This window comes from Streptomyces sp. NPDC046303 (assembly GCF_055588085.1).
Window position 1 is genome coordinate 1 of record NZ_JBVJFA010000068.1, and the last position, 18,467, is coordinate 18,467.

Genomic DNA, 18,467 nt, shown 5'->3' on the forward strand with positions numbered 1-18,467 from the left:
GGACTGCGCCGCATCCGCCCCCACCCCCCCCCCCCCCCCCCCCCCCCCCCCCCCCCCCCCCCCCCCCCCCCCCCCCCCCCCCCCGCGGTCGGTCACATGTAGTCGCCGCGGTTGGCCATCCTCCCCGTGTTCCATGCCCGCTGGCAGCGGTCGTAGGCGTTGGCGTTGCCGCCTTCGACCGGGTCGACCGAGGTGAACCGTCCGGTGGCGGGATCATAGAGCCGCGCCCCCATCAGGAACAGGCCGGACTGCGTCTCCGCGATGCAGTCCTGGATCGACCGCGGCGGGAACGAAGGCATGGTGCTCACCGTCCCCGGCGCGGCGGCCGGAGCGGAGTACCACTCGGGTGGGGCAGCGAACGCCACTCAGCGGCCCAGCTCACGATCGAGTACCTGCCGCCGACCGCACCCGGTGAGGTCTCCGACCTCGCCGCCTCCGCCGGCGACACCGGACTGCTCGCCGTGTGGAACGCGCCCCTGAACGGTGGTGCGAACGGTGAGATCACGTACGTGGCAAAGGCCGAGAAGAGCGACGGCACGGTCGTCGGCTCCTGGGAAGGCAGCGCATTGCGCGCCGTCTTCACCGGGCTCGACAACGCCACCTCGTACCGGGTGGCGGTGACGCCGAAGAACGCCGTCGGCAGCGGCCCCGTATCGCGGACCGCTCTACTCCAAGGCGCCGTCGTGGCAGGGGGAGAAACCCGTTACAAGGACTACATCCAGGCGTACCTCAGTGCCCGCAACAAGGTCGTGACCGGCGTCAGCCCCACACCGCCGACGCGGCCGCCGAATCCCGCACGGAGCGGTCTTCAGCGAGGTCCTCGACACGCAGGAAGCCGCCATCGTGGCCAACGCCGAGGCACTGGCGACCAAGGACCAGTCGTACGTGGGCATCTCCTCGGCCCTGGCGGACGCCATGACCGTCAACGGGTCCCGCTGACCGCGTGCTCGTACGGACCACCGTCGTACAGACGGTGACCCTGCGAGTAGACGGCGTCGACCAGGTCTCGGAGGACCGGCACGCCAAGCGGTTCGTTTTCGCCGTGTCGGGTGGGACCGTGAAGCTGGAGTCCGAGTCCGAGTCCGAGTCCGAGTCCGAGTCCGACGACGCCGAGGCGGGGCAGATCCTGTCCGCCACAGCCGCAGCGGGAGCCCAGGTGGCCGCCCTACCGGCCGACAGTACGGGCGCACCGACCGACGACACCGGGTCCATCATGATGGGAGAGGACGGCTTACCCACGGCGGAGGCACCTCCGGCGGGCGTCAGCACAGCCGCGTACGTCAACGGCTCGGGTACCGCCAGCTGGGCCCACAACAACGCCGGCAGGATTCACAAGGAGTACGGGTCCAACGACCGCACCAACTTCGTGTCGAAGGCCATGTACTACGGCGGCCGCATGAAGATGCGCACCGGGTGGTACAGCTCGGACAGGGTGTGGTGGAGGACGCCATCCGGCCGGTAGGCGCAGAGTGCGACTGTCACTGACCCTACGGGCCGCCCTTGCAGCCACGCTGGCCGTGACCGTGCTGACCGGGTGCTCCTCCGAGTACGACGCCGATGACGCGCGGTATGCCACGGGATACGGTTCGCACGAGCCGCTGGCGGTGGTCGGATACCCGAGCACCGGATCGCTGGGAGTCACCCAGGAAGTGGTGTGGCAGATCGCCGACGGGAACGCCGGCGAACTGGCGGACCTCGCGGACGACCACGACATGAGTTCCCCTGAGAAGACTGCCGCCAACTGGATCACGGCGTTCGGCAAGGGAGCCCGTGGCAAGGTGACGGCAGAGTTCTACGACGAGGGGTCGGTCCGGCAGACCGTGGTGCTCTACTTCCACGGCACCGGACAGATCAAGCACATCAATGTCCGGGTCATGGGCCGCGGCAACAAGGACGAGTGGCGCGTCGTCATGACCGAGCCGGGCCCCACGGAAGCCCGCAGCGTGATTCCGTGGGTACCGAAGAAGCCCGGCGAGCTCGGTTCGAAAACTCCACTGAACTGACCGTTCCCGACACGAAGAGAGGGGCGCCGCCCCGTGGGAAACCACGGGGCGGCGCCCTGGACGCTGATGCGCCGGCCCACCCCGCCCCGCGTCGAATGGCCCCAGGGACGGGCGACCGTCCAAGCACGGCGGCGAGTTCGTCTTCGGCAGTCCCCAAAGGAGAGCGGCGTGCTCCGTCGATCACGCGCGTCTCCCCGTCTCCTGGGGCGGTCAGGCCGTGACAAGTTCCTCGGCAACGAACCGTTCCACGAACTCCCGGGCGCGCCGGTCGAGATCGGCGTACTGCGCCTCTCGCTCAGCACCCCCGACCGCTTCGCCGATCAGGAGGTTGCCTTCGGTGTCGACGCGCTGCGGGCGCTCCTCCGCGTCGGTGAGCAGGCCGACGGTGGAATGGGAGAAACCGCAGTAGTAGGCGATGCCTTCGCTCAGATTGGTTTCGAGGACGGTTTGCATCCCCTCCACGAGGGGATCGTCGGCAGTGGCGCCGGCCAGGCCCAGCCACAGCATGCGCTTGCCAGCGAGGCGGGGCTTGCTGCGGCCGTAGGCGAACCCGTAGTTCCATACGCGGTCGATCCAACCCTTGAGGATCGCAGGCACGCTCTGCCAGTACACCGGGAAGACCGCGACGATGACATCGGCGTCGAGGATGCGCTGCATATGGGCGTGCGTTTCGTCCGAATACGGCTTTTCCCTGTTGCCCCAGTCCGGCTGGTCCGAGGTGTTCATCCGGGGGTCGAACCCCTCGGCATGCAAGTCGAGCAAGTCAATACGGTACCCGGCGGCTTCGAGCCGGGTGGCAGCACGGCGAGCCGTGTGCGCGGTGAGGGAGTCGGTGCGGTGGTGTGCGACGACTACGAGGGCTGTCCTGGCATCGCTGCCGTGCTGCGTCACGGTGTCTCCTGGCTGTTCTCGGTCCAATTCGATGAATCCAGTACAACTGCCGGGGCGTGGATGATCCATGGGAGAATCGCTCCAGAACATAGGAGATCGTCTACGATGCCTCCGTGGATCCTTTGAGTTCGTTACTGAGTGGCATCCGGGCCGAGGGCTCGGTCGTCAGCCACGCCGTGCTGACGGCGCCTTGGACCATCCGCTTCGCCGACGAGGCACCGCTCACCATGATCAGCGTGCTGCGGGGCGGGGGCACCCTGATGCTGCCCGACGGCACCGAGCGAGCGGTGGGCAGGGGCGATACGGCCATCGTGAGCGGCCCCGCACCGTTCCATCTCGCGGACCATCCGCACACTGTGCACAGCTCCCATGCGGCGTACGAGATCGCCTGCTTCACCTCGGGTACCGAGTGCACCGCCCAGGAACTCGGCGGCATCCACTGGGGCACCGACTCGAAGGAGGCGACCGCACTGATCGTGGGCGCCTACCGCGCCTCAGGCCACCGCCACGAGCGGCTCCTGAGTGCCCTGCCGCCCGTCTTGGTGATCAAGGAGGACGCCGAGGTCTGTGCCTGGCTGGAGACGGCCGCCGCCGACGCCGCCCAACTCTCGGCCGGTTCACAGGCGCTGATGGACCGGCTCCTCGACTGGGCCCTGGTGTGCACGTTGCGCAGCTGGTTCGACCAGGCCGAAGCCGACGCGCCCAGCTGGTACCGGGGCCTCGCCGACCCGGTCCTCGCTCCCGCCCTCCAGGCCTTCCACGACCGGCCCGCCGAGGTCTGGACCGTGGCGTCGCTGGCCGCGCGAGCCGGCGTCTCCCGGGCGCACTTCGCCAAACGCTTCACCAAGCTGATGGGCCGCCCACCCCTCGCCTACCTCACCGAATGCCGCATGGCCGAGGCCGAGACGCTCCTGACCGACACCGACCTCAGCATCGCCCAGATCGGAAGGTCGGTCGGCTATGCCGACGCCTTCGGCTTCAGTGCCGCGTTCAAACGCCACAAGGGACTGAGTCCCAAAACGTTCCGCGCCGCGACCGCCTGAGTCACGGTCCGGCGCAGCAACCTACCGGCTGACGCCTTCCCGTCTTCGTCGAAGACCAGCCAACCAGGCGATCGACCGCTCGATCTTCCAGCAGTGCCGCCCGAACCGCTCTGCCGGACTCGATTCCCTGACGTACGATCCGCGGGATCAAGCCCAACTGCGGAGCCAAGCGAGGTGGTCGGCGGAGAAGTACGCCTTGTCAGCGCGGACCATGACCGGTCGCCGCCGGCGCGGTCGACGCGGGATCTGTTGCAGGGCCCGGGTGGCCCGGGTGAACACACCGTCGATGGCATACCGGCGGAAGCGGGTGTAGACCGTCTTCCACGGGCCGTAACGTTCCGGCAGGTCATGTCAGGACACCCCGGTTCGGATCTTGTAGACCATCCCGTTGATCACCCGGCGGTCCTCCGCTCGAGGCCGGCCCCTGTCGGCACTCGGTATCAGCGGAGCCAGCAACTCCCACTCGGAGTCGGTCAGTTCATGACGACGAATCACAACACCGTGATCCATCATCGAACGATCATTCGAAGACGGACCCCTAGTGCCGGGACGCCGACCTCGCCGTAGTGAAGAAGGCGGTGAGTACGGCTGCGAGAGCGGGCGGATCGACGTTGTGGTTCTGGCCGGGGAGGGTGTGGAGGGTGTAGTGGTCCCCGTGGGAGGCAAGTGCCTTCGCCGCGTTGGCCATGTACGTCTCGCCCGCGTCGCCGTGGCCGACGAGGACCGGGATGGTCACATCGGCCCAGCGGTCGGTGGGTAGTGGGCGTCCGGACATGAGGTCGGCCATGAGCAGGCCGTCGTAGGGCAGGGTGCGGGCAGAGGCTTCCCACGCATCCCAGACAGGAGTGTGCCGCATGTCGTCGATGGCTGCCGGCGGCATGGCCAGGCCGTCGGTCAGGAAGCAAGTGAGGGCTCCCGTGGTGTCGCCCCGTGCGACGAGGGCCTTGATGTGGTCGACGTATCCGGACGGCAGGCGCGGGCGGGTACCGTCGACGACGAACGGCGGTTCGTACAGGGCGAGCGCAGAGACCGCGCTGCCCCTGGCAACGGCCTCCAGGGCCAGAACGGCTCCGGAGGACATCCCGAAGAGCAGCGCCGGCCCGCCCGCCCGCTCGATCACGGCGTCCAGGTCGTCGATCTCGCGCTGCACGTCGTAGTGCGGATGGTCACCGCTGTCGCCGCGTCCTCTTCTGTCGTAGTTGTAGACCGTGAAGTCCCGTGACAGCAGCGAGGCGAGAGGCGCGTGCCGTGCCCGGGTCATCAACGTACCGCCGACGAGAACCAGCGGCGGACCCGTCTCGCCGTGCCGCTCGCAGGCGATGGGCGTACCGTCCGACGAGACCACCGTGTACATCCGCTTTCCCCCATGCTGCTGCTGCCGTTGCCCTGCCAGGCGTTGCCCCGTCGATGAACCGTCTCCACAGGTAGCCGTAGCGCGAGCCTCCATCGGCAGGCTACGGCCGACGACCTCCAAGATGATCTTGTGTGGATGAACAGGATCACGAGATGTCACCTGGCCGAACGGCCACGTAATTCCCACAGCGGCTCGGACCGACCGGCCCGCCAGGGTCAGTCAGATGATCCGCAAGAAACGGCCTAGTGACCTGAGTCAGAGAATCGGTGGCAGTAGGCGGCGACTTTGTCGAGGATCTCGTCGGCGGTCTTCGTCCACACGAAGGGCCTGGGCTGGTCGTTCCAGTCGACGAGCCAGGCACTGATGTCGCGCTCGAGGGCCTGGACGGAGCGGTGGACCCCCCGCTTGAGTTTCTTCTGCGTGAGCTCGGCGAACCACCGCTCCACCAGGTTCAGCCAAGACGCACTCGTGGGTGTGAAGTGCAGGTGAAAGCGCGGGTGCGTCAGCAGCCACTTCTTGATGGCGGGTGTCTTGTGGGTCGCGTAGTTGTCGAGGATCAGGTGGACCTGAAGATCTGCCGGGACCTCCTTGTCGACCTTGGCCAGAAACTTCTTGAACTCGGCGGCCCGGTGGCGGCGGTGGAGGGAGCCGATGACCTTGCCGGTCGCGACCTCGAGGGCCGCGAAGAGGGTGGTGGTGCCGGCGCGGATGTAGTCGTGGCTGCGGCGCTCGGGAACGCCCGGCATCATCGGCAGGACCGGCTGGGACCGGTCCAGGGCCTGGATCTGCGACTTCTCGTCCACGCAGAGGACCAATGCCTTCTCCGGCGGGTCCAGGTAGAGACCGACAACATCACGGACTTTGTCGATGAACAGCGGATCCGTCGACAGCTTGAACGTCTGCGAACGGTGCGGCGCCAGCGCGAACGCCCGCCAGATCCTTGAGACGGTCGACTGAGACATCCCGGTCGCCGCGGCCATCGACCTGGTCGACCAGTGCGTCGCGTTTTTCGGCGTCTCCTCCAGCGTTTTCACGATCACCCGCTCGACATCGGCGTCGGTGATCTTCCGCGGGACACCCGGCCGCGGGTCGTCGCCCAGCCCGTCCAGACCGTGCTCCAGGAAACGCCGCCGCCAGGTACGGACCGTGTCCGGAGCGACCCCAAGCCGCCGCGACACCTCCATCACCGCATGGCCTTCCGCGCACTCCAGCACGATCCGCGACCGCTGAGCCAAAGCCTGCGCCGTCGAACGACGACGTAACCAGCCCTCCAGACAGCACGCTGGGCATCGGTCACCGACAACGGCGGAATCTTCGGGACCAGGACGACTCATACCCAAACCAACGACAAACCTCTGACTCAGGTCACTAGCTGCGCTGTACGACGTGGTCAGCGCCCTCATTCTCGGCGGGCGCCGCGTGCTGGACCGCCACCTGCTCCAGCGCCGCGTACAGCGCCTGAGCACGCTCGCTGCGCGGGCTGCGCGGGCTGCCGAAAGTCTTCCGGCCGGTGGTGAGCAGTAGGAGCCAGTGCGCGCCGGTCATCCGCATCCCGGCGGCGGCCCTCACCGCGGACAGCAGATGCCGGTTCTCCCGCGCTGCCAGCGGCCCTCGTGCGGGCGTCAACAGCTCCAGCGCGGGTCTCCGGAGCTGCTGGCGCAGATGCAGCGGCACCGTCTCCCACGTCGGGTCGGCTGCGCTGGGCAGCAATCGGCCTGGGCAGCCCCGGACTCGGCCAGCAGCGCCGTGGCGGGGCTTGGAAGCGCGAGTTCGTGTTCCTGATCCAGCCCGGGTTTGGATGGGGAGGGGGACTGGTCGCCGACCGGGGCGTCGGTGCAGGTGTGGTTGGCCGACGGCCCGGCATACGCGCACCCTGAGCAGCGCACCCAGCCCGCCTCCCGGACAGCCGCCTCGACCACCGAGCGCTCCGGGCCGAAAGTCCGTAGGCGACTGTCGAGGCCGTCGTGGCCGTCGGCGCCCGCCTCGTCGAACCAGTAGTCGCCGGCCGCGAGAGAGCGGAAGGAATGCGCGGCCTTGCCGGGCAGAGCGAACGGCGGGCACGGTTCATTCGCCCGCAGCGTCCTCCGCCTCCCAGCGAAGCAGGTCGCCTGGCTGGCACGCTAGTACCTCGCACAGCGCGGCGAGCGTCGCAAAGCGCACCGCCTTGGCGCGACCGTTCTTGAGTACCGCCAGGTTGGCGGGCGTGATCCCCACGCGGTCCGCGAGCTCGCCCACGGACATCTTCCGCCGCGCCATCATCACGTCGATGTCGACGACGATCGGCATCAGATCACCTCGTCCAACTCGGCTTGCATCTGCGTCGCTTCGACGTCGCGGGCGACGGCTTGGGCGAGCAGCATCCGCAGCATGAGCACGATGAGCGCGACTCCCAGGATGGCCACGCCGATCCCGCCCATGATGAGGGTGACGCCCGGGTCTTCCCGCTGGCCGGGCGCATTGATGGCCGTGACCGCGAACCACACCAGGGCAGCTGCAACGATCGCGCCGATGATGCCGTCCACGTACCGGAAGGCGGCGTGGGAGAACACGGTTCCGCATCGCACCATCGTCGCCAGTCGCCATACGCAGACCAGGGCGACCTGGGCCGTCCCGATGCCCAGGATCGTGATCACGCGCAGCGGGGTCAGTGGGAGCGACCCGTCCTCCGGGTCGTTCCCACTGACCAGCGCCCACACCATCAAAGCCTGTACGAACACCGTGCCGATGAGCACCACCACGAGCACAGCGCGCAGCGCGAACACTGTCAGCTTTCCCATACCCCATCCTTCCATCGAATTACGACCGGAATCTATCGAATCTCGATAGATTCCGCAAGGGGTGGGCCGGAGCATGAACGGTGGTTTCGCGCCATGACCTGATGCCGCCGCCCACCCCTGTGGCGTGGCGCGATGCGAAGATTTTCGATCTCGCCGAAGTCGACCTCGCCAAGCCACAAAAAGCGGACGCCATACGACTACGCCGAAGCGTTGGCTTCCGTGCTGCGGTGGTTGCGCACCTCTTCGGGCCAGTCAGAGGCGGCGTCGTGGAAGGGCGCTCCGGTGGGCGTCTCGCCGGTGGTGGTGCACTCCCCTGTGGCTTGGCGCCCGGGGCGGTCAGCTGCGCCCATTCCGGTAGCCAACCGGCGACCGATGCGAGCTGGGCCGGGTTGATGCCGGCGCTGCAGGCGATGCCTTCGGCCTGGCCACGGCGGGTGGCGTACAGCTGGAGAAACCGGCATGGTCTGGTCCCACGTCGATACCGCCTGGGCCGAGGGCTTGGCCGCCGGCCTCGGGTGGGCCGCCGAGCACGGCCACCTCCTCGCGCCACTGGACGCCGCCTACCAGGGCGCGCCCGTCGGGATTTGACTGAAGACGCGCGGGCCGCCGCGCGGCCACATCCACGGTCCCGGCCGACCACAAGCCCCCCCCCCCGCCGACCCCCGCCCCGCTCAAAGGTGTGAATGGTGCCACGGTCGGGGGGCTTGCGGGGCTGAGGGGCCGGTGGTGTAGCGCGAGCCCACGTATTTGCCTTTAGGCGCCTTGATCTGCGTTTTCGAGAACTTGCGTGGCTGCCCCCTGGGAGTCGCAGTCCGGTTACCGCCCGGGGCATGCCCCGATTTCTGGCGGTTCGTCCGGTGACTCCTCTTGGGGGCTCTGCCATGTCCGACCCTGCCGTGAACCTGTCCTGCTCGTGCCCGCCGCCGCAGCCGGTCCGCGGCGTGTGGCTGGCAGCCCGGTGCCCCTGACCGTGTTGGCGTGTGTCGGAGTGGGGTGAACGGTGCAGACGGGGTTCACCCCATCACCGTGGCTGCTGATGCTCTCCTTCACCGACTGGAGCCAGCTGCGGCGGTAGCGGTCCAGCCCGGCGACGCCGGCCCGGGGTCGTACGACTGCGGCGGCCTGGTGACCGGAACACGGGGACGTGGTCGCGCCGGTGATGGAGTGGCACCCCGGCGGCGGCATTCGGTGCTCAGCGCTGCCGGCCCCGCCGGCAGCGGCGAACGCCGTGATCACACCAGCCACACGAAGATCGTTGCACAGCATGATCAGCGGTTTGGCCCACCTCTCAGCTGCCGCTCAGCGGAGAGGTCCATACGGGGTCGTGTCGGGATCTCCTCGTAAGGTGAGCCAGCAGGTGCTCCGCCGCGAGGAAGGCAGTGTCATGCGGCGCGCCGACTGGCCAGAGCGGCGATGAGCGTTGCCGATGCTGTTTCCGGCATGTCCGGGTCGGTGAGGAGGGGAAGCAGCGGCAGGAAGCGGGTGGCTGTGTCCTGGACGCCTTCGTCCGCAAGGGACGGGCTGTCAGCGATCCGGATCAGTGCGCGCCATGTCAGCCCAGTGCCCGAGAAGTCTCCGTCCCGGCCGGCGATCTGCTCGGCGTGGCTTCTGCCTGGAGGGGTGAGGAAGTAGTCGGTGCCGTAGTCGCCGTCCAGGGTGGGTAGATCACCACGGCTCCGGGTCCGTCTTCTGCTGGCACCCTGAACACGGGCCAGTGCTCAGGATCGAAGAGGACCTCGGACAGGGCATCGGCATCGGCATCGGCATCGGCGCCGTCTTCACCGAACCACTCTGGAACCGGCCGCTCTGCACACCCCCCGTCGCTGCACATCGCCAAGAGGTAGTTCGACCAGAAGCCCGGGCGGTGCAGCAGTGACTCGGCCGGCACCAACGGGCCGCGTCGTATCCCTTGATCAGCATCCCTCGATCCTGGCGCCAGCCACTGACGCTGTCCGATCGGGGTCGGCGAGAGGGCGGCGTCCAGTGGCCGCCGGGCATGTCCGCGACTTCGGCCAGATGCTCACGGGCCGCCTCGGCTCCATGCTCCCTGCCTGGATCTACGCAGTCGACGCCCGCCGACTACCCGGCCTCATCACCGGCTTCGCACCCCACCCGCTCTGGGACCTCGACGCCGTGACAGCCGGCCTCACCTTGCACTGGAGCTCCGGCAGCATCGAAGGCGCCGTGAACCGCATCAAGAAGATCAAAAGGCAGCTCTACGGCCGAGCCGGATTCGAACTCCTACGCAAGATGATCCTGCTTCAGTGACCCTCAGCAGCGTAGCCCCAGGATCTGCGCAACGTCGGGTCAGGCCAGCTTGACGAATCGGTGGACGCGGAAGGACGTGAGGTCGTCGGGTTCGACACTTGCCGAATCCACCCGGTAACGGCCAGCGCCGAGTTCGAGAGCGGTGCCGTCCGTGAGTGTCCCTACTTCATTGCCGAAGTAGGCGGCATCGAACATGACGAGCTTGCCAGTGGTGCTCAGCACCGGTCCTTCCTCCCACTCGGCGGTGGGAAGCCCATCCCGGATGACGTCCGTTACACCTTCCTCGCTCTCCGCGTAGTACCAGCGGACGAGCACTCGGTACTCAGGAAGGTAGGCGGTGGAGAGAGGTTCGTCCCCGAGTACGAGCGCCTCGGCCCCGTCAGGCAGCGCGAGGACTCCAACGAGATCCATCACCTCACAGGCACGGTCGTAGTCGCCCTCCGTTCCCGACCAGTGCGCCAGCGCGGAATGTGGAACCACGACGAACGGGCCGCCCTCCGTATCCAGCCACGTCAAAGACATGCCGCCTCCACCTTCAGGACCTCAGCTCAGTGCCGACAGGGTATGCGCGGGGTCGGACAGAGCGGCCTCATGCCTGTGCTGGCCGGGGGTGCGCGGCGACGGAGCCAGGGTTCGCGACCATCCCTTGCAATCGAACGACACCGTCACCCTCCGCGACGGCTCCCCAAGATCTGTGCCAGAACCCCATTCCCGTGTACAGAGCCACGTCGGCTTAGCCGGAGCCCGGGAAGCAGCTTCCGCCGAGGGCTACCCGGCTGGATCCGTTCAAGCCGTTGATCGACGAGATGCTGCGGGCGGACCCGGACGCGCCGCGCAGCAGGGACACCCCGCCGACCCGCGCCAGCGCGGTATGGATGCGTGCTGGGCCCATTGGGTGAGGGTCGTTCACACGCGAGAACGGCACGCTACGACCAGAAGGCGTCGAACGCCCTCTGGTCAGCCCACAGCTCCCAGCCTTCGGTGATCCTTCCGTCGCTGATGTGGAACACGATGGCGTAGTCCATGTCGAGCTCCCTACCGTCACGGGACGCCGTGGCGTGCAGCAGGGCGACGGTGTGCGCGTCATTGGCGAGCACATCGTGGAGTTGCGGGCGGTAAGTGCCGCCGGACAGTCGGAAGTTCAGCTCGAATGCGGCGAAGGCGGCGTCACGGCCCCGGAAGTTGCCCGCGAGCGGAGATTGGCCGGGCATGTGCCACCGCACATCGGGGTGGAACACTTCCGCCAGAGCTTCCATGTCGCCTGTCGAGAAGGCGTCCATGGCACGTCTGAACACAGCGATGTTGGGATGTTCGGTCATGGAAGCCTCCTTGAGCCCAGAAGGATCCCCCCGGAAACAGGCTGGAGGGCAGCGGCCACGCCCGGTCACCATTGCCTGCCACCTCGTTGGGTGCGGCCATTCGGAGCAGGTGGCGCCACGGACCATGACTCGCAGCACGGTGACCGGCTGGCGTGGGACCCTTCACGAGGAGTACCACGATGCTGCCTCAGCGAGAGCCCAGTGCCGTCGGTTTCTGACGCAGATCCTGGCCAGTGCCGAGGTAGCTACTGAAGCAGGATCATCTTGCGGAGTAGTTCGAACCGGCTCGATCGTAGAGTCGCCCTGAGTGGTGTATGCCCTCAACGCGCCACCTCGCCCGTCGTTGAGCTGGGAGGTCAGCGAAGTGGAGGCCCCGGGACGTCGTGACCCCGGGAACGCCGTTTCAGTCGTGATGAAAGACTGAGGCATGCACAAATCAAGATCAGTGGCGGTGGTTGCAGGGCTGATGGTGGGGCTGACGCTCCTCAACATCCCTGGGGCAGGTGCCGTTGACGACTCCGTGGCGGTCACCGCCACCTTCAACGACCCGGCCGGCACCGCGGCTCAGCAGGACGCGATACGCAATCAGTTGATTTCGCTGGTCAACAGGGCGCCGGCGGCTTCGGAGATCAACGGTTCCATCTACCTGATCACCGACGGCGGCGTGCGCAGCGCCCTGGTCGCGGCCAAGCAGCGGGGGGTCAAGGTCAAGGTCATTGTGGACGGGGACGCCGTCCAGGACGTCGACCCGGACAGCGGCAAGGCCACCGGGTCTGAGTACTCCGCTCTCGCGGCGGCCAGCGGGCTGGGCACCGATCTGACCGCGGACTCGTGGGTGATGGCTTGCCCGGCGTCCCGAGGCTGCATCGGCAACCGCGACCTCGGGGGCGGTGACGACGGCGCGATCAACCACAACAAGTTCTTCCTGTTCTCCAAGATCGGCGCGACGGAGAACGTGGTCTTCCAGACCTCGGCGAACCTCACCACCAGCCAGCGCCGCAACCTCTACAACAACGCTGTCACCCTCCCCGACAACGGGTCCGGCCTCTATGCGGCCTACCGGGCCTACTGGCAGGACCTGCAGGCCTACGGGTCCTCCGGCACGGGCCTGGCCCACTATGACAAGACCCAGGACACCGGCCCGTACAAGACGCACTTCTTCCCGCGCCAGGAGAAGTCCGGCACCACGTACTCCACCGACCCCAGCACGGACACCGTCGTCTCCCTGCTCAACAACATCGACTGCGCCGGTGGGACCAGCCAGATCCGGATCGGCATGTACGCCTTCACACGCCCCCAGGTGGCCGACAAGCTGGTCCAGCTCCAGGCCGCGGGATGCCAGGTGGAACTGCTGCACAACGGTGAGGACGGCAATCTCGGCGCCACCGTCCAGAACACGATCGCCGGCAAACTCGGCTACATCGCCCGCTGCGCGGGCACTGCGACCGGCAGCGACGGAACCTCGCGCACGATCGGTATTCACTCGAAGTACCTGCTCGTCGAGGGCACCTACCTGGGAGTCCCGAACCGCAAGCTGGTCTTCACCGGAAGCCACAACTACACCTTCCCCAACCTCCGCTCGCACGACGAAACGCTGCTGACGATCGACAACCCGGCGGTCCACGACGCGTTCAAGTCGAACTTCGAGACCATCAAGGCAGGACCACACTGCACCAGCTGGCTGCAGACGCCAGCCCTTGATCCCGGTTGGAAGACCGAGGCCCTCGTCCAGACCGACACCAGCCTCTACCAGGGCATCCGTCTGGCGGACGGCACCTGGACCGGCTTCACCGACGTCCAGTCCAAGGCCGGGAACATCAACGGCGTCCGCACGGCCGCAGCTGCCGGAATCAACGCCGACACCCACGTCGTCGCCCTCGGTGGCGACGGCCGTATCCACCACACCATCCGCAAGGTCGACGGCACCTGGGGGAACTTCGGTGACGTGGGCGCCGTCCCCGGCGTCCTCAGCAACGTCACGCAGGTCTCTGCCGTCTCCATCGGCACCGACCTCCACGTCGTAGCGCTCGCCAACGGCAAGCTCTTCCACACCATCCGCAACGACACCGGGCACTGGACCTCCTTCGGTGACGTCGCCGGCGCCGTCGGACCGATCGGCACCGTGACCACCGCTGCCACCGCCAGCGTCAGCGTCAGCGTCAGCGTCAGCGTCAGCGGCGAACTCCACCTCATCGCAGTCAGCGGCGGCAAAGCCTTCCACACCATCCGCAACACCGCCGGGCAGTGGAGCAGCTGGGGTGACGTCGCCAGCGCGGCCGGCACCACCGGCCCCATCAGCTCCGTGAGCATGGCCGGCACGGGCAGCGACGCGCAGGTCGTCATCGCCACCGACAACGGCACCCGCCAGTACCACACCATCCGCAACGCGGACCGCACCTGGGCCCCCTTCGGTGACCTGAAGGACCACCTCGGAACGGTGACCGTCAAGTCCATGGGCGCCGCCCACGTCGACGGCGAGCTCCAGCTCACCGCCACCACCTCCGACGACAAACTCCTCCACATCATCCGCCACGCCGACCGCACCTGGACCCCGGCCACCACGGTCACCCTCCAGGGCGTCACCGGAACCCTGGGCACCACCTCCATCACCGGTACCCTCTAACCGTGATCCCTCGTAACAGACCGCCAGGTTCAGCTTGTTTCGCCCCGAACGCTCGGGGTCCGCGCCATACGAGTTGCCGCCCCGAGACCGACGTCACTTCAGGGTCGCGGTAGCCGTTCACGTACCTGCGGGCAGCCACCTCACTCGCGCTCAGCACGGTCGTGACCGTCTCCATCGGGAGCCTGGATGGTCGGGAGTGAGGAACGTTGCGACGTCGGCCGGGAGCGCTGTAGCGCTGTAGCGCTACAGCGCTGTAGCGCAGGCAACGCACATAGCGCGGCCCCGGTCTTCCGATGGAAGACCGGGAGCCGGGGGCGGCCCGGTCGTACTGCCCCAGGGCGCTCTGGGCACCGGTCCTGACCCGCGCACGCATGGCGGTCGGACTGGACACGACCTCACCGGACCGCCGCCACATGGACGACCGCTTCCGGCCCGGCATCGAGCTGATGCTGGTGCGGACGTTCGCACGGTGGTTCGGTAGGTCCAGCAGCGTCGCGGCCTCGGCAGTCAGATCCGTCGCCGTGCAGGCTCACCGAGAAAGCGTTCCACAGGGGTTCCGGGGCTCGCCACTCGGTGACGCCCGTGCGGCCCGGGAGGCGGCGGGCTTCCCGGCCGTCAGCGGCGGTTCGGCCAGTTGCCGGGCGGGGGCCTGGTGGGTGAGGCCGGCTGTCTGGGCGGCGAGGTCGAGATCGAAGGCGTCCAGCTACGCGACGGAGCGCAGCAGGTGGGCGTTCCTCGGGGGTAAGGTCGGAGAGAGGTTAGAGTCCGGTCCTGTGACTCTTTCACATCCCGCAGCCAAAGCGCGGTTCCTCGTCCTGCACGACTATGGGATGGGGGGTTCATGGTGGTGGGTCCACGCGCGGTCGGCCCGGGAGATCCTGGAAACGTTCGCGTGGACCGAGGTTGTCACCAGCCAGGAGTCGGTGACCTGGGCCGAGGGCGACAACCTCGAAGAAGTCGACATCGACGCGCCACTCATGCCTCCGGGTCTGGACGACCTGCGGGCCGAGCGCGACGTACAGCGCGGGCTTCCTGGCTTCGGCGCACTCGCGGACAGGAGCATCGTGTACGTGCGGCGCCACTGGGACGGCGAGGACGACGGCGGCCCGGTCTACCTCATGGAGGTTGAATCGGACGGGCGCCGGACCCGCGAAGTGGAGCTGGGTGAGGACGGGAGCGGCCGCATCAGGAGCGGACCCGACGACTGGCCCTTCAACCCGCCGGTCGTCGACTTCTTCGATCCGGAGCTGGCAGATCAGGAGATCACCCGGGAAGAGTTCGAGGAGCAGTGGGAGCGCGCCGTGCCCGCTTCTGGCCTGTAGCCGCCCACGGCATGTGGTCGTGCTTCGATGGCAAACGGTCCAAGTCCGTGGCCATCGCGACACCCACCGCTCGTGACGGCCCGCGTGGAGCGCACGCGGTTCGCTTTCGAGGTTCCGCCGCCCGAACAGCCGGACTACGCGGCCTTCAAGAAGTCCGGCACAGCGCCTCCCGGGGCGGGCGGGAGCCACTGGGCCGGTCCTGGTCCGCCTTGCTTCTGTCCGAACCGGCGGTCACCGCAACCAACGAGGCCGCCTGGCCGTGGTCGTTCGCGTACGCCTCCGGGCGCGGCACCGTCAGGCCCCCAGCCGGTGGGGAGCTTTCAGCGCAACTGACCGGCCCACCTGGCCCTCGAGGCGGCAGTGCCCGGACCGCGCGCCGCGCCGTATGCGGAGGCCGGGAAGCCAGCAGCAGACGGTACGGCCGAATCGGCATCATGAGGGCGAAGGACGAGACCCGAGAACTCCTCGGATCGCACTCCGATCGCCATCCGTGGCCCGACACCAAGCGCGCGGCGGGGCGGTCAGCCGGCGGCCGTGGCCACCCCCTGACAGAAGGGCGGGACGTCGTCCACCGGCACGTCCAGACCGATCCGCTGAAACCGGATCGGATGCCGGAAAACACTCTGGTCAACGGCCCTGTCCGCGCTCACCTCCGCCACCAGATCCGGGCGCACCAGCGTGACGTCCAGGACGTCACGGCTCCCCCACGCCGAAGCAAAAGTGACCCCTGCCCAGGGGTGCCCGGGACGGGCCGCGGCCAGGTGCTCGGTAACCTGCCGGGAGACGTCCAGGCGCAGGGATACCGTGCGGCCGACCGCGCGCAGCCGGCCGTCCTGGTCGTGCCGGCCGAGGACGAGGAGCTGCCGGCGGACCAGGGCGCCCGTGATCGCGCCGGTGATCGCTTCGGTGGTGTCCCGGCGCCGGATTTTGGTACATCTCTGCATTGATCGCCGGGTGAGAGCTGGCGAGCGGGCTCGCGCTTCAGGTGATCACGTGAACGGAATCCGGCTTGGGGAAAGGCAGCATTTCCCAACCTGAGGGCCAGCCTCGTGCACAGGGGTCTCCGGCTTCAGCCTCAAGGAGTCGAGGGATGCGCCACTCCCACCAACGCCCCTCGTCATCGCCCCGGCCGGGCCATTGGACGGTTGCCGCGCGGAACCGCTCATCGAGCTCATGGAGCTTTGTCTGCCACACGGATTGGATGCGTGGGGGCAACAGGGGCCAGACACGCGCCAGCGCGCTCCGGCACCAGATGTCGTTGAGGAACTCGGGCGCGCACCATGAATACCCCTCCTCCACCCCCGCCACTTCATCGTCCCAGCTCGCGAGCAGTTCATGGAACGTGCATGGCTGCCCGCCAGCCCAGCGGTCAGCGCCAGCAGACACCAGAGCGGCGTGCACGGCCTCGCGCTCCTCTGCTGTCAGGAGCATCACATCAGCGGGTCCCTGTGTTCGATCCATGCGTCGACTATCGCAGCGCAGACCACTCAGGGTCCCGTATGGAGCGGAGTTGTTTGCCCCCAACCGTACGGCCAGGCCTGCGGCACTCCGGCCGCGCGCCATGGCGCGGCCCGCGCCGCTGAACGCCAGCGCCAACGCGGTCCCCGGCCAGTACGTCGTCACCCTCGACAAGGGCGTCGCCCCCGCCGATGTGACCAAGCAGGCCCTCCCCGGCGTTGCCACCCTTCCCACCTACGACACCGTCCTCAACGGCTTCGCGGTCAAGCTGACCCCCGCCCAGGTCGGCAAGATCCGCAACACCCCAGGTGTGGCCGCCGTGACCGAAGACAGCGTCACCACCGCCGACTCCGCCCAGGCACCCGCCACCACCCACCCGGGCCGCGGCGACCACTTAGTCCGCGGTTCCGGCGACCTCGTGGGGCCTGGACCGCATTGACCAGCAGCACCTACCGCTGGACGGGCAGTTCAACGTCACCGCGATCGCGTCCAACGTGACCGTGTACGTCGTCGACTCCGGCATCAACATCGCCCTGCCCGAGTTCGGCGGACGCGCCACCCGCGGCTTCAACGCCGTCATCGACGGCCACCAGCGAGCCGACTCCTACGGCCAGGGCACCGCCGTCGCCTCCACCATCGGCGGCAACACCTACGGCATCGCCCGCCAGGCCAAGCTCGTCGCCGTCCGCGTCCTGGGCTGCAACGGCACCGGCACCGCCGCCGGCCTCATCGCCGACATGGACTACGTCGCAGCCCAAGCCCGCCTCCAGAACAAGCCCGCCGTCATGCAGGTCGCCGTCATCCTCCAGGAAACACCATGGGTCGACACCGCCGCCAACGTCGCGACCGGCCTGAACGTCCTTCCCGTCGCCGCAGCCGGAAACCAGGCCGCGGACGCCTGCAACTACTCCCCCGCACGCGCCTCGGCCGTCCTGACGGTCACCTCCAGCAACCGATTCGACGAGGAAGTGGACACCTCGAACCACGGCGGATGCACTGCCCTTTACACACCCGGGCAGGGCATCACCTCCGCCGCGGCAACCGGCGGCAGCGCCGTCCGCACCGGCACCCAGATGGCCGCCCCCCACGTCACCGGCTCAGCCGCCCTCTACAAGGGCCTCAACCTCGAGCCACCTCCGAGGACATCGTGGCGTGGCTCGACGAGGAATCCACCAAGGACGTCCTCAGCAGCGTTGGCAGGGGCAGCCCGATCCAGCTGCTGTACACCGCCGGACTCTGATAACCCCCGGGACACCCTGCCCCCCCACACCAGCTACCGCCCACACCCGGGCGGTAGCAGCGGGGCCCCCTCCCCCAGCAAGAGGCCCCCCCCCCCCCCCCCCCCTTTCACCCCCCCCCCCTGGGGTCGTCCCCCCCCACCAACAAGACCTGAAGAAAATCTTTTTGGG

Annotated in this window: 22 protein-coding genes and 1 pseudogene; 9 read left to right on the forward strand and 14 right to left on the reverse strand. The window is 68.1% G+C overall.

Annotated features, from left to right (window positions below; all coding sequences use genetic code 11):
• Positions 1-92: 92 nt before the first annotated feature.
• Positions 93-299 carry an RHS repeat-associated core domain-containing protein gene (locus tag ACZ6I1_RS34250; RefSeq protein ID WP_469292954.1) on the reverse strand — a complete coding sequence of 69 codons (207 nt, stop codon included), beginning with the start codon at positions 297-299 and terminating at the stop codon, positions 93-95.
• Between the two features lie 674 nt (positions 300-973).
• Here ACZ6I1_RS34250 and ACZ6I1_RS34255 point away from each other — a divergent pair.
• Both ACZ6I1_RS34255 and ACZ6I1_RS34260 read left to right on the forward strand, forming a co-directional pair.
• On the forward strand, positions 974-1,462 hold the full coding sequence (locus ACZ6I1_RS34255) for a hypothetical protein (RefSeq protein ID WP_469292955.1): 489 nt from the start codon (positions 974-976) through the stop codon (positions 1,460-1,462).
• A 55-nt stretch (positions 1,463-1,517) separates the two neighbouring features.
• Positions 1,518-2,003, forward strand: coding sequence for a hypothetical protein (locus tag ACZ6I1_RS34260; RefSeq protein ID WP_469292957.1), 486 nt, complete (start codon positions 1,518-1,520; stop codon positions 2,001-2,003).
• 210 nt (positions 2,004-2,213) lie between these two features.
• On the opposite strand, the gene ACZ6I1_RS34265 is transcribed toward ACZ6I1_RS34260, so the two are convergent.
• Entirely contained in the window at positions 2,214-2,894 is a 681-nt protein-coding gene (locus ACZ6I1_RS34265; protein WP_469292958.1) for an NAD(P)H oxidoreductase, read from the reverse strand.
• A 113-nt stretch (positions 2,895-3,007) separates the two neighbouring features.
• On the opposite strand from ACZ6I1_RS34265, the gene ACZ6I1_RS34270 reads away from it, so the two are divergent.
• Positions 3,008-3,937, forward strand: a complete 930-nt coding sequence (locus tag ACZ6I1_RS34270) for an AraC family transcriptional regulator (protein WP_469292960.1) — start codon at positions 3,008-3,010, stop codon at positions 3,935-3,937.
• Between the two features lie 351 nt (positions 3,938-4,288).
• Here the strand turns inward: ACZ6I1_RS34270 and ACZ6I1_RS34275 are convergent, their stop codons facing one another.
• The 6 genes from ACZ6I1_RS34275 to ACZ6I1_RS34300 form a co-directional block, all read right to left on the reverse strand.
• A complete protein-coding gene (locus tag ACZ6I1_RS34275; protein ID WP_469292961.1) occupies positions 4,289-4,450 on the reverse strand; it encodes a transposase in 162 nt (53 codons plus the stop codon).
• A gap of 25 nt (positions 4,451-4,475) precedes the next feature.
• The gene (locus tag ACZ6I1_RS34280) at positions 4,476-5,291 is read right to left on the reverse strand and encodes an alpha/beta fold hydrolase (RefSeq protein ID WP_469292962.1); all 816 of its coding nucleotides are present in this window, start codon (positions 5,289-5,291) and stop codon (positions 4,476-4,478) included.
• 242 nt (positions 5,292-5,533) lie between these two features.
• Positions 5,534-6,625: an IS630 family transposase gene (locus tag ACZ6I1_RS34285; protein WP_469292964.1), complete on the reverse strand. Its 1,092-nt coding sequence runs from the start codon at positions 6,623-6,625 to the stop codon at positions 5,534-5,536.
• 34 nt (positions 6,626-6,659) lie between these two features.
• Positions 6,660-7,001 carry a hypothetical protein gene (locus ACZ6I1_RS34290; protein WP_469292965.1) on the reverse strand — a complete coding sequence of 114 codons (342 nt, stop codon included), beginning with the start codon at positions 6,999-7,001 and terminating at the stop codon, positions 6,660-6,662.
• A gap of 354 nt (positions 7,002-7,355) precedes the next feature.
• Positions 7,356-7,577 (reverse strand): helix-turn-helix domain-containing protein, encoded by a 222-nt coding sequence (locus ACZ6I1_RS34295; RefSeq protein ID WP_469292967.1) that lies wholly within the window; start codon positions 7,575-7,577, stop codon positions 7,356-7,358.
• Complete coding sequence (locus ACZ6I1_RS34300; protein WP_469292968.1) at positions 7,577-8,068, reverse strand: DUF2975 domain-containing protein; 492 nt, start codon at positions 8,066-8,068, stop codon at positions 7,577-7,579. Before ACZ6I1_RS34300 ends, ACZ6I1_RS34295 begins: the two co-directional genes overlap by 1 nt.
• 459 nt (positions 8,069-8,527) lie before the next feature.
• Here ACZ6I1_RS34300 and ACZ6I1_RS34305 point away from each other — a divergent pair, with 459 nt between their 5' ends.
• The gene (locus ACZ6I1_RS34305; RefSeq protein ID WP_469292969.1) at positions 8,528-8,656 is read left to right on the forward strand and encodes a helicase associated domain-containing protein; all 129 of its coding nucleotides are present in this window, start codon (positions 8,528-8,530) and stop codon (positions 8,654-8,656) included.
• A 1,395-nt stretch (positions 8,657-10,051) separates the two neighbouring features.
• On the forward strand, positions 10,052-10,336 hold the full coding sequence (locus ACZ6I1_RS34310; RefSeq protein WP_469292971.1) for a hypothetical protein: 285 nt from the start codon (positions 10,052-10,054) through the stop codon (positions 10,334-10,336).
• A gap of 39 nt (positions 10,337-10,375) precedes the next feature.
• Here ACZ6I1_RS34310 and ACZ6I1_RS34315 read toward each other — a convergent pair whose 3' ends face one another.
• From ACZ6I1_RS34315 to ACZ6I1_RS34325, 3 genes are all read right to left on the reverse strand, one after another.
• Positions 10,376-10,858: an Imm21 family immunity protein gene (locus tag ACZ6I1_RS34315; protein ID WP_469292972.1), complete on the reverse strand. Its 483-nt coding sequence runs from the start codon at positions 10,856-10,858 to the stop codon at positions 10,376-10,378.
• A gap of 211 nt (positions 10,859-11,069) precedes the next feature.
• Positions 11,070-11,228: a hypothetical protein gene (locus tag ACZ6I1_RS34320; RefSeq protein WP_469292973.1), complete on the reverse strand. Its 159-nt coding sequence runs from the start codon at positions 11,226-11,228 to the stop codon at positions 11,070-11,072.
• A 34-nt stretch (positions 11,229-11,262) separates the two neighbouring features.
• Complete coding sequence (locus ACZ6I1_RS34325) at positions 11,263-11,655, reverse strand: nuclear transport factor 2 family protein (protein ID WP_469292975.1); 393 nt, start codon at positions 11,653-11,655, stop codon at positions 11,263-11,265.
• Positions 11,656-12,106: 451 nt separating this feature from the next.
• Here ACZ6I1_RS34325 and ACZ6I1_RS34330 point away from each other — a divergent pair, with 451 nt between their 5' ends.
• The gene (locus ACZ6I1_RS34330; protein ID WP_469292977.1) at positions 12,107-14,278 is read left to right on the forward strand and encodes a phospholipase D-like domain-containing protein; all 2,172 of its coding nucleotides are present in this window, start codon (positions 12,107-12,109) and stop codon (positions 14,276-14,278) included.
• 413 nt (positions 14,279-14,691) lie between these two features.
• Entirely contained in the window at positions 14,692-15,600 is a 909-nt protein-coding gene (locus ACZ6I1_RS34335) for a hypothetical protein (protein ID WP_469292978.1), read from the forward strand.
• 173 nt (positions 15,601-15,773) lie between these two features.
• Here the strand turns inward: ACZ6I1_RS34335 and ACZ6I1_RS34340 are convergent.
• From ACZ6I1_RS34340 to ACZ6I1_RS34350, 3 genes and pseudogenes are all read right to left on the reverse strand, one after another.
• Positions 15,774-15,889 (reverse strand): annotated as a pseudogene (locus ACZ6I1_RS34340) (HNH endonuclease); the annotation flags it as partial.
• A 232-nt stretch (positions 15,890-16,121) separates the two neighbouring features.
• The gene (locus ACZ6I1_RS34345) at positions 16,122-16,544 is read right to left on the reverse strand and encodes a hypothetical protein (protein ID WP_469292980.1); all 423 of its coding nucleotides are present in this window, start codon (positions 16,542-16,544) and stop codon (positions 16,122-16,124) included.
• A gap of 37 nt (positions 16,545-16,581) precedes the next feature.
• The gene (locus tag ACZ6I1_RS34350; protein WP_469292982.1) at positions 16,582-17,061 is read right to left on the reverse strand and encodes a hypothetical protein; all 480 of its coding nucleotides are present in this window, start codon (positions 17,059-17,061) and stop codon (positions 16,582-16,584) included.
• Between the two features lie 49 nt (positions 17,062-17,110).
• Between ACZ6I1_RS34350 and ACZ6I1_RS34355 the strand changes: the two genes are divergently transcribed.
• Positions 17,111-17,497, forward strand: a complete 387-nt coding sequence (locus ACZ6I1_RS34355) for a protease inhibitor I9 family protein (protein WP_469292984.1) — start codon at positions 17,111-17,113, stop codon at positions 17,495-17,497.
• 55 nt (positions 17,498-17,552) lie between these two features.
• Positions 17,553-18,467, forward strand: a 915-nt coding sequence (locus ACZ6I1_RS34360; protein WP_469292986.1) for a S8 family serine peptidase, incomplete at its 3' end; no start/stop codon positions are given.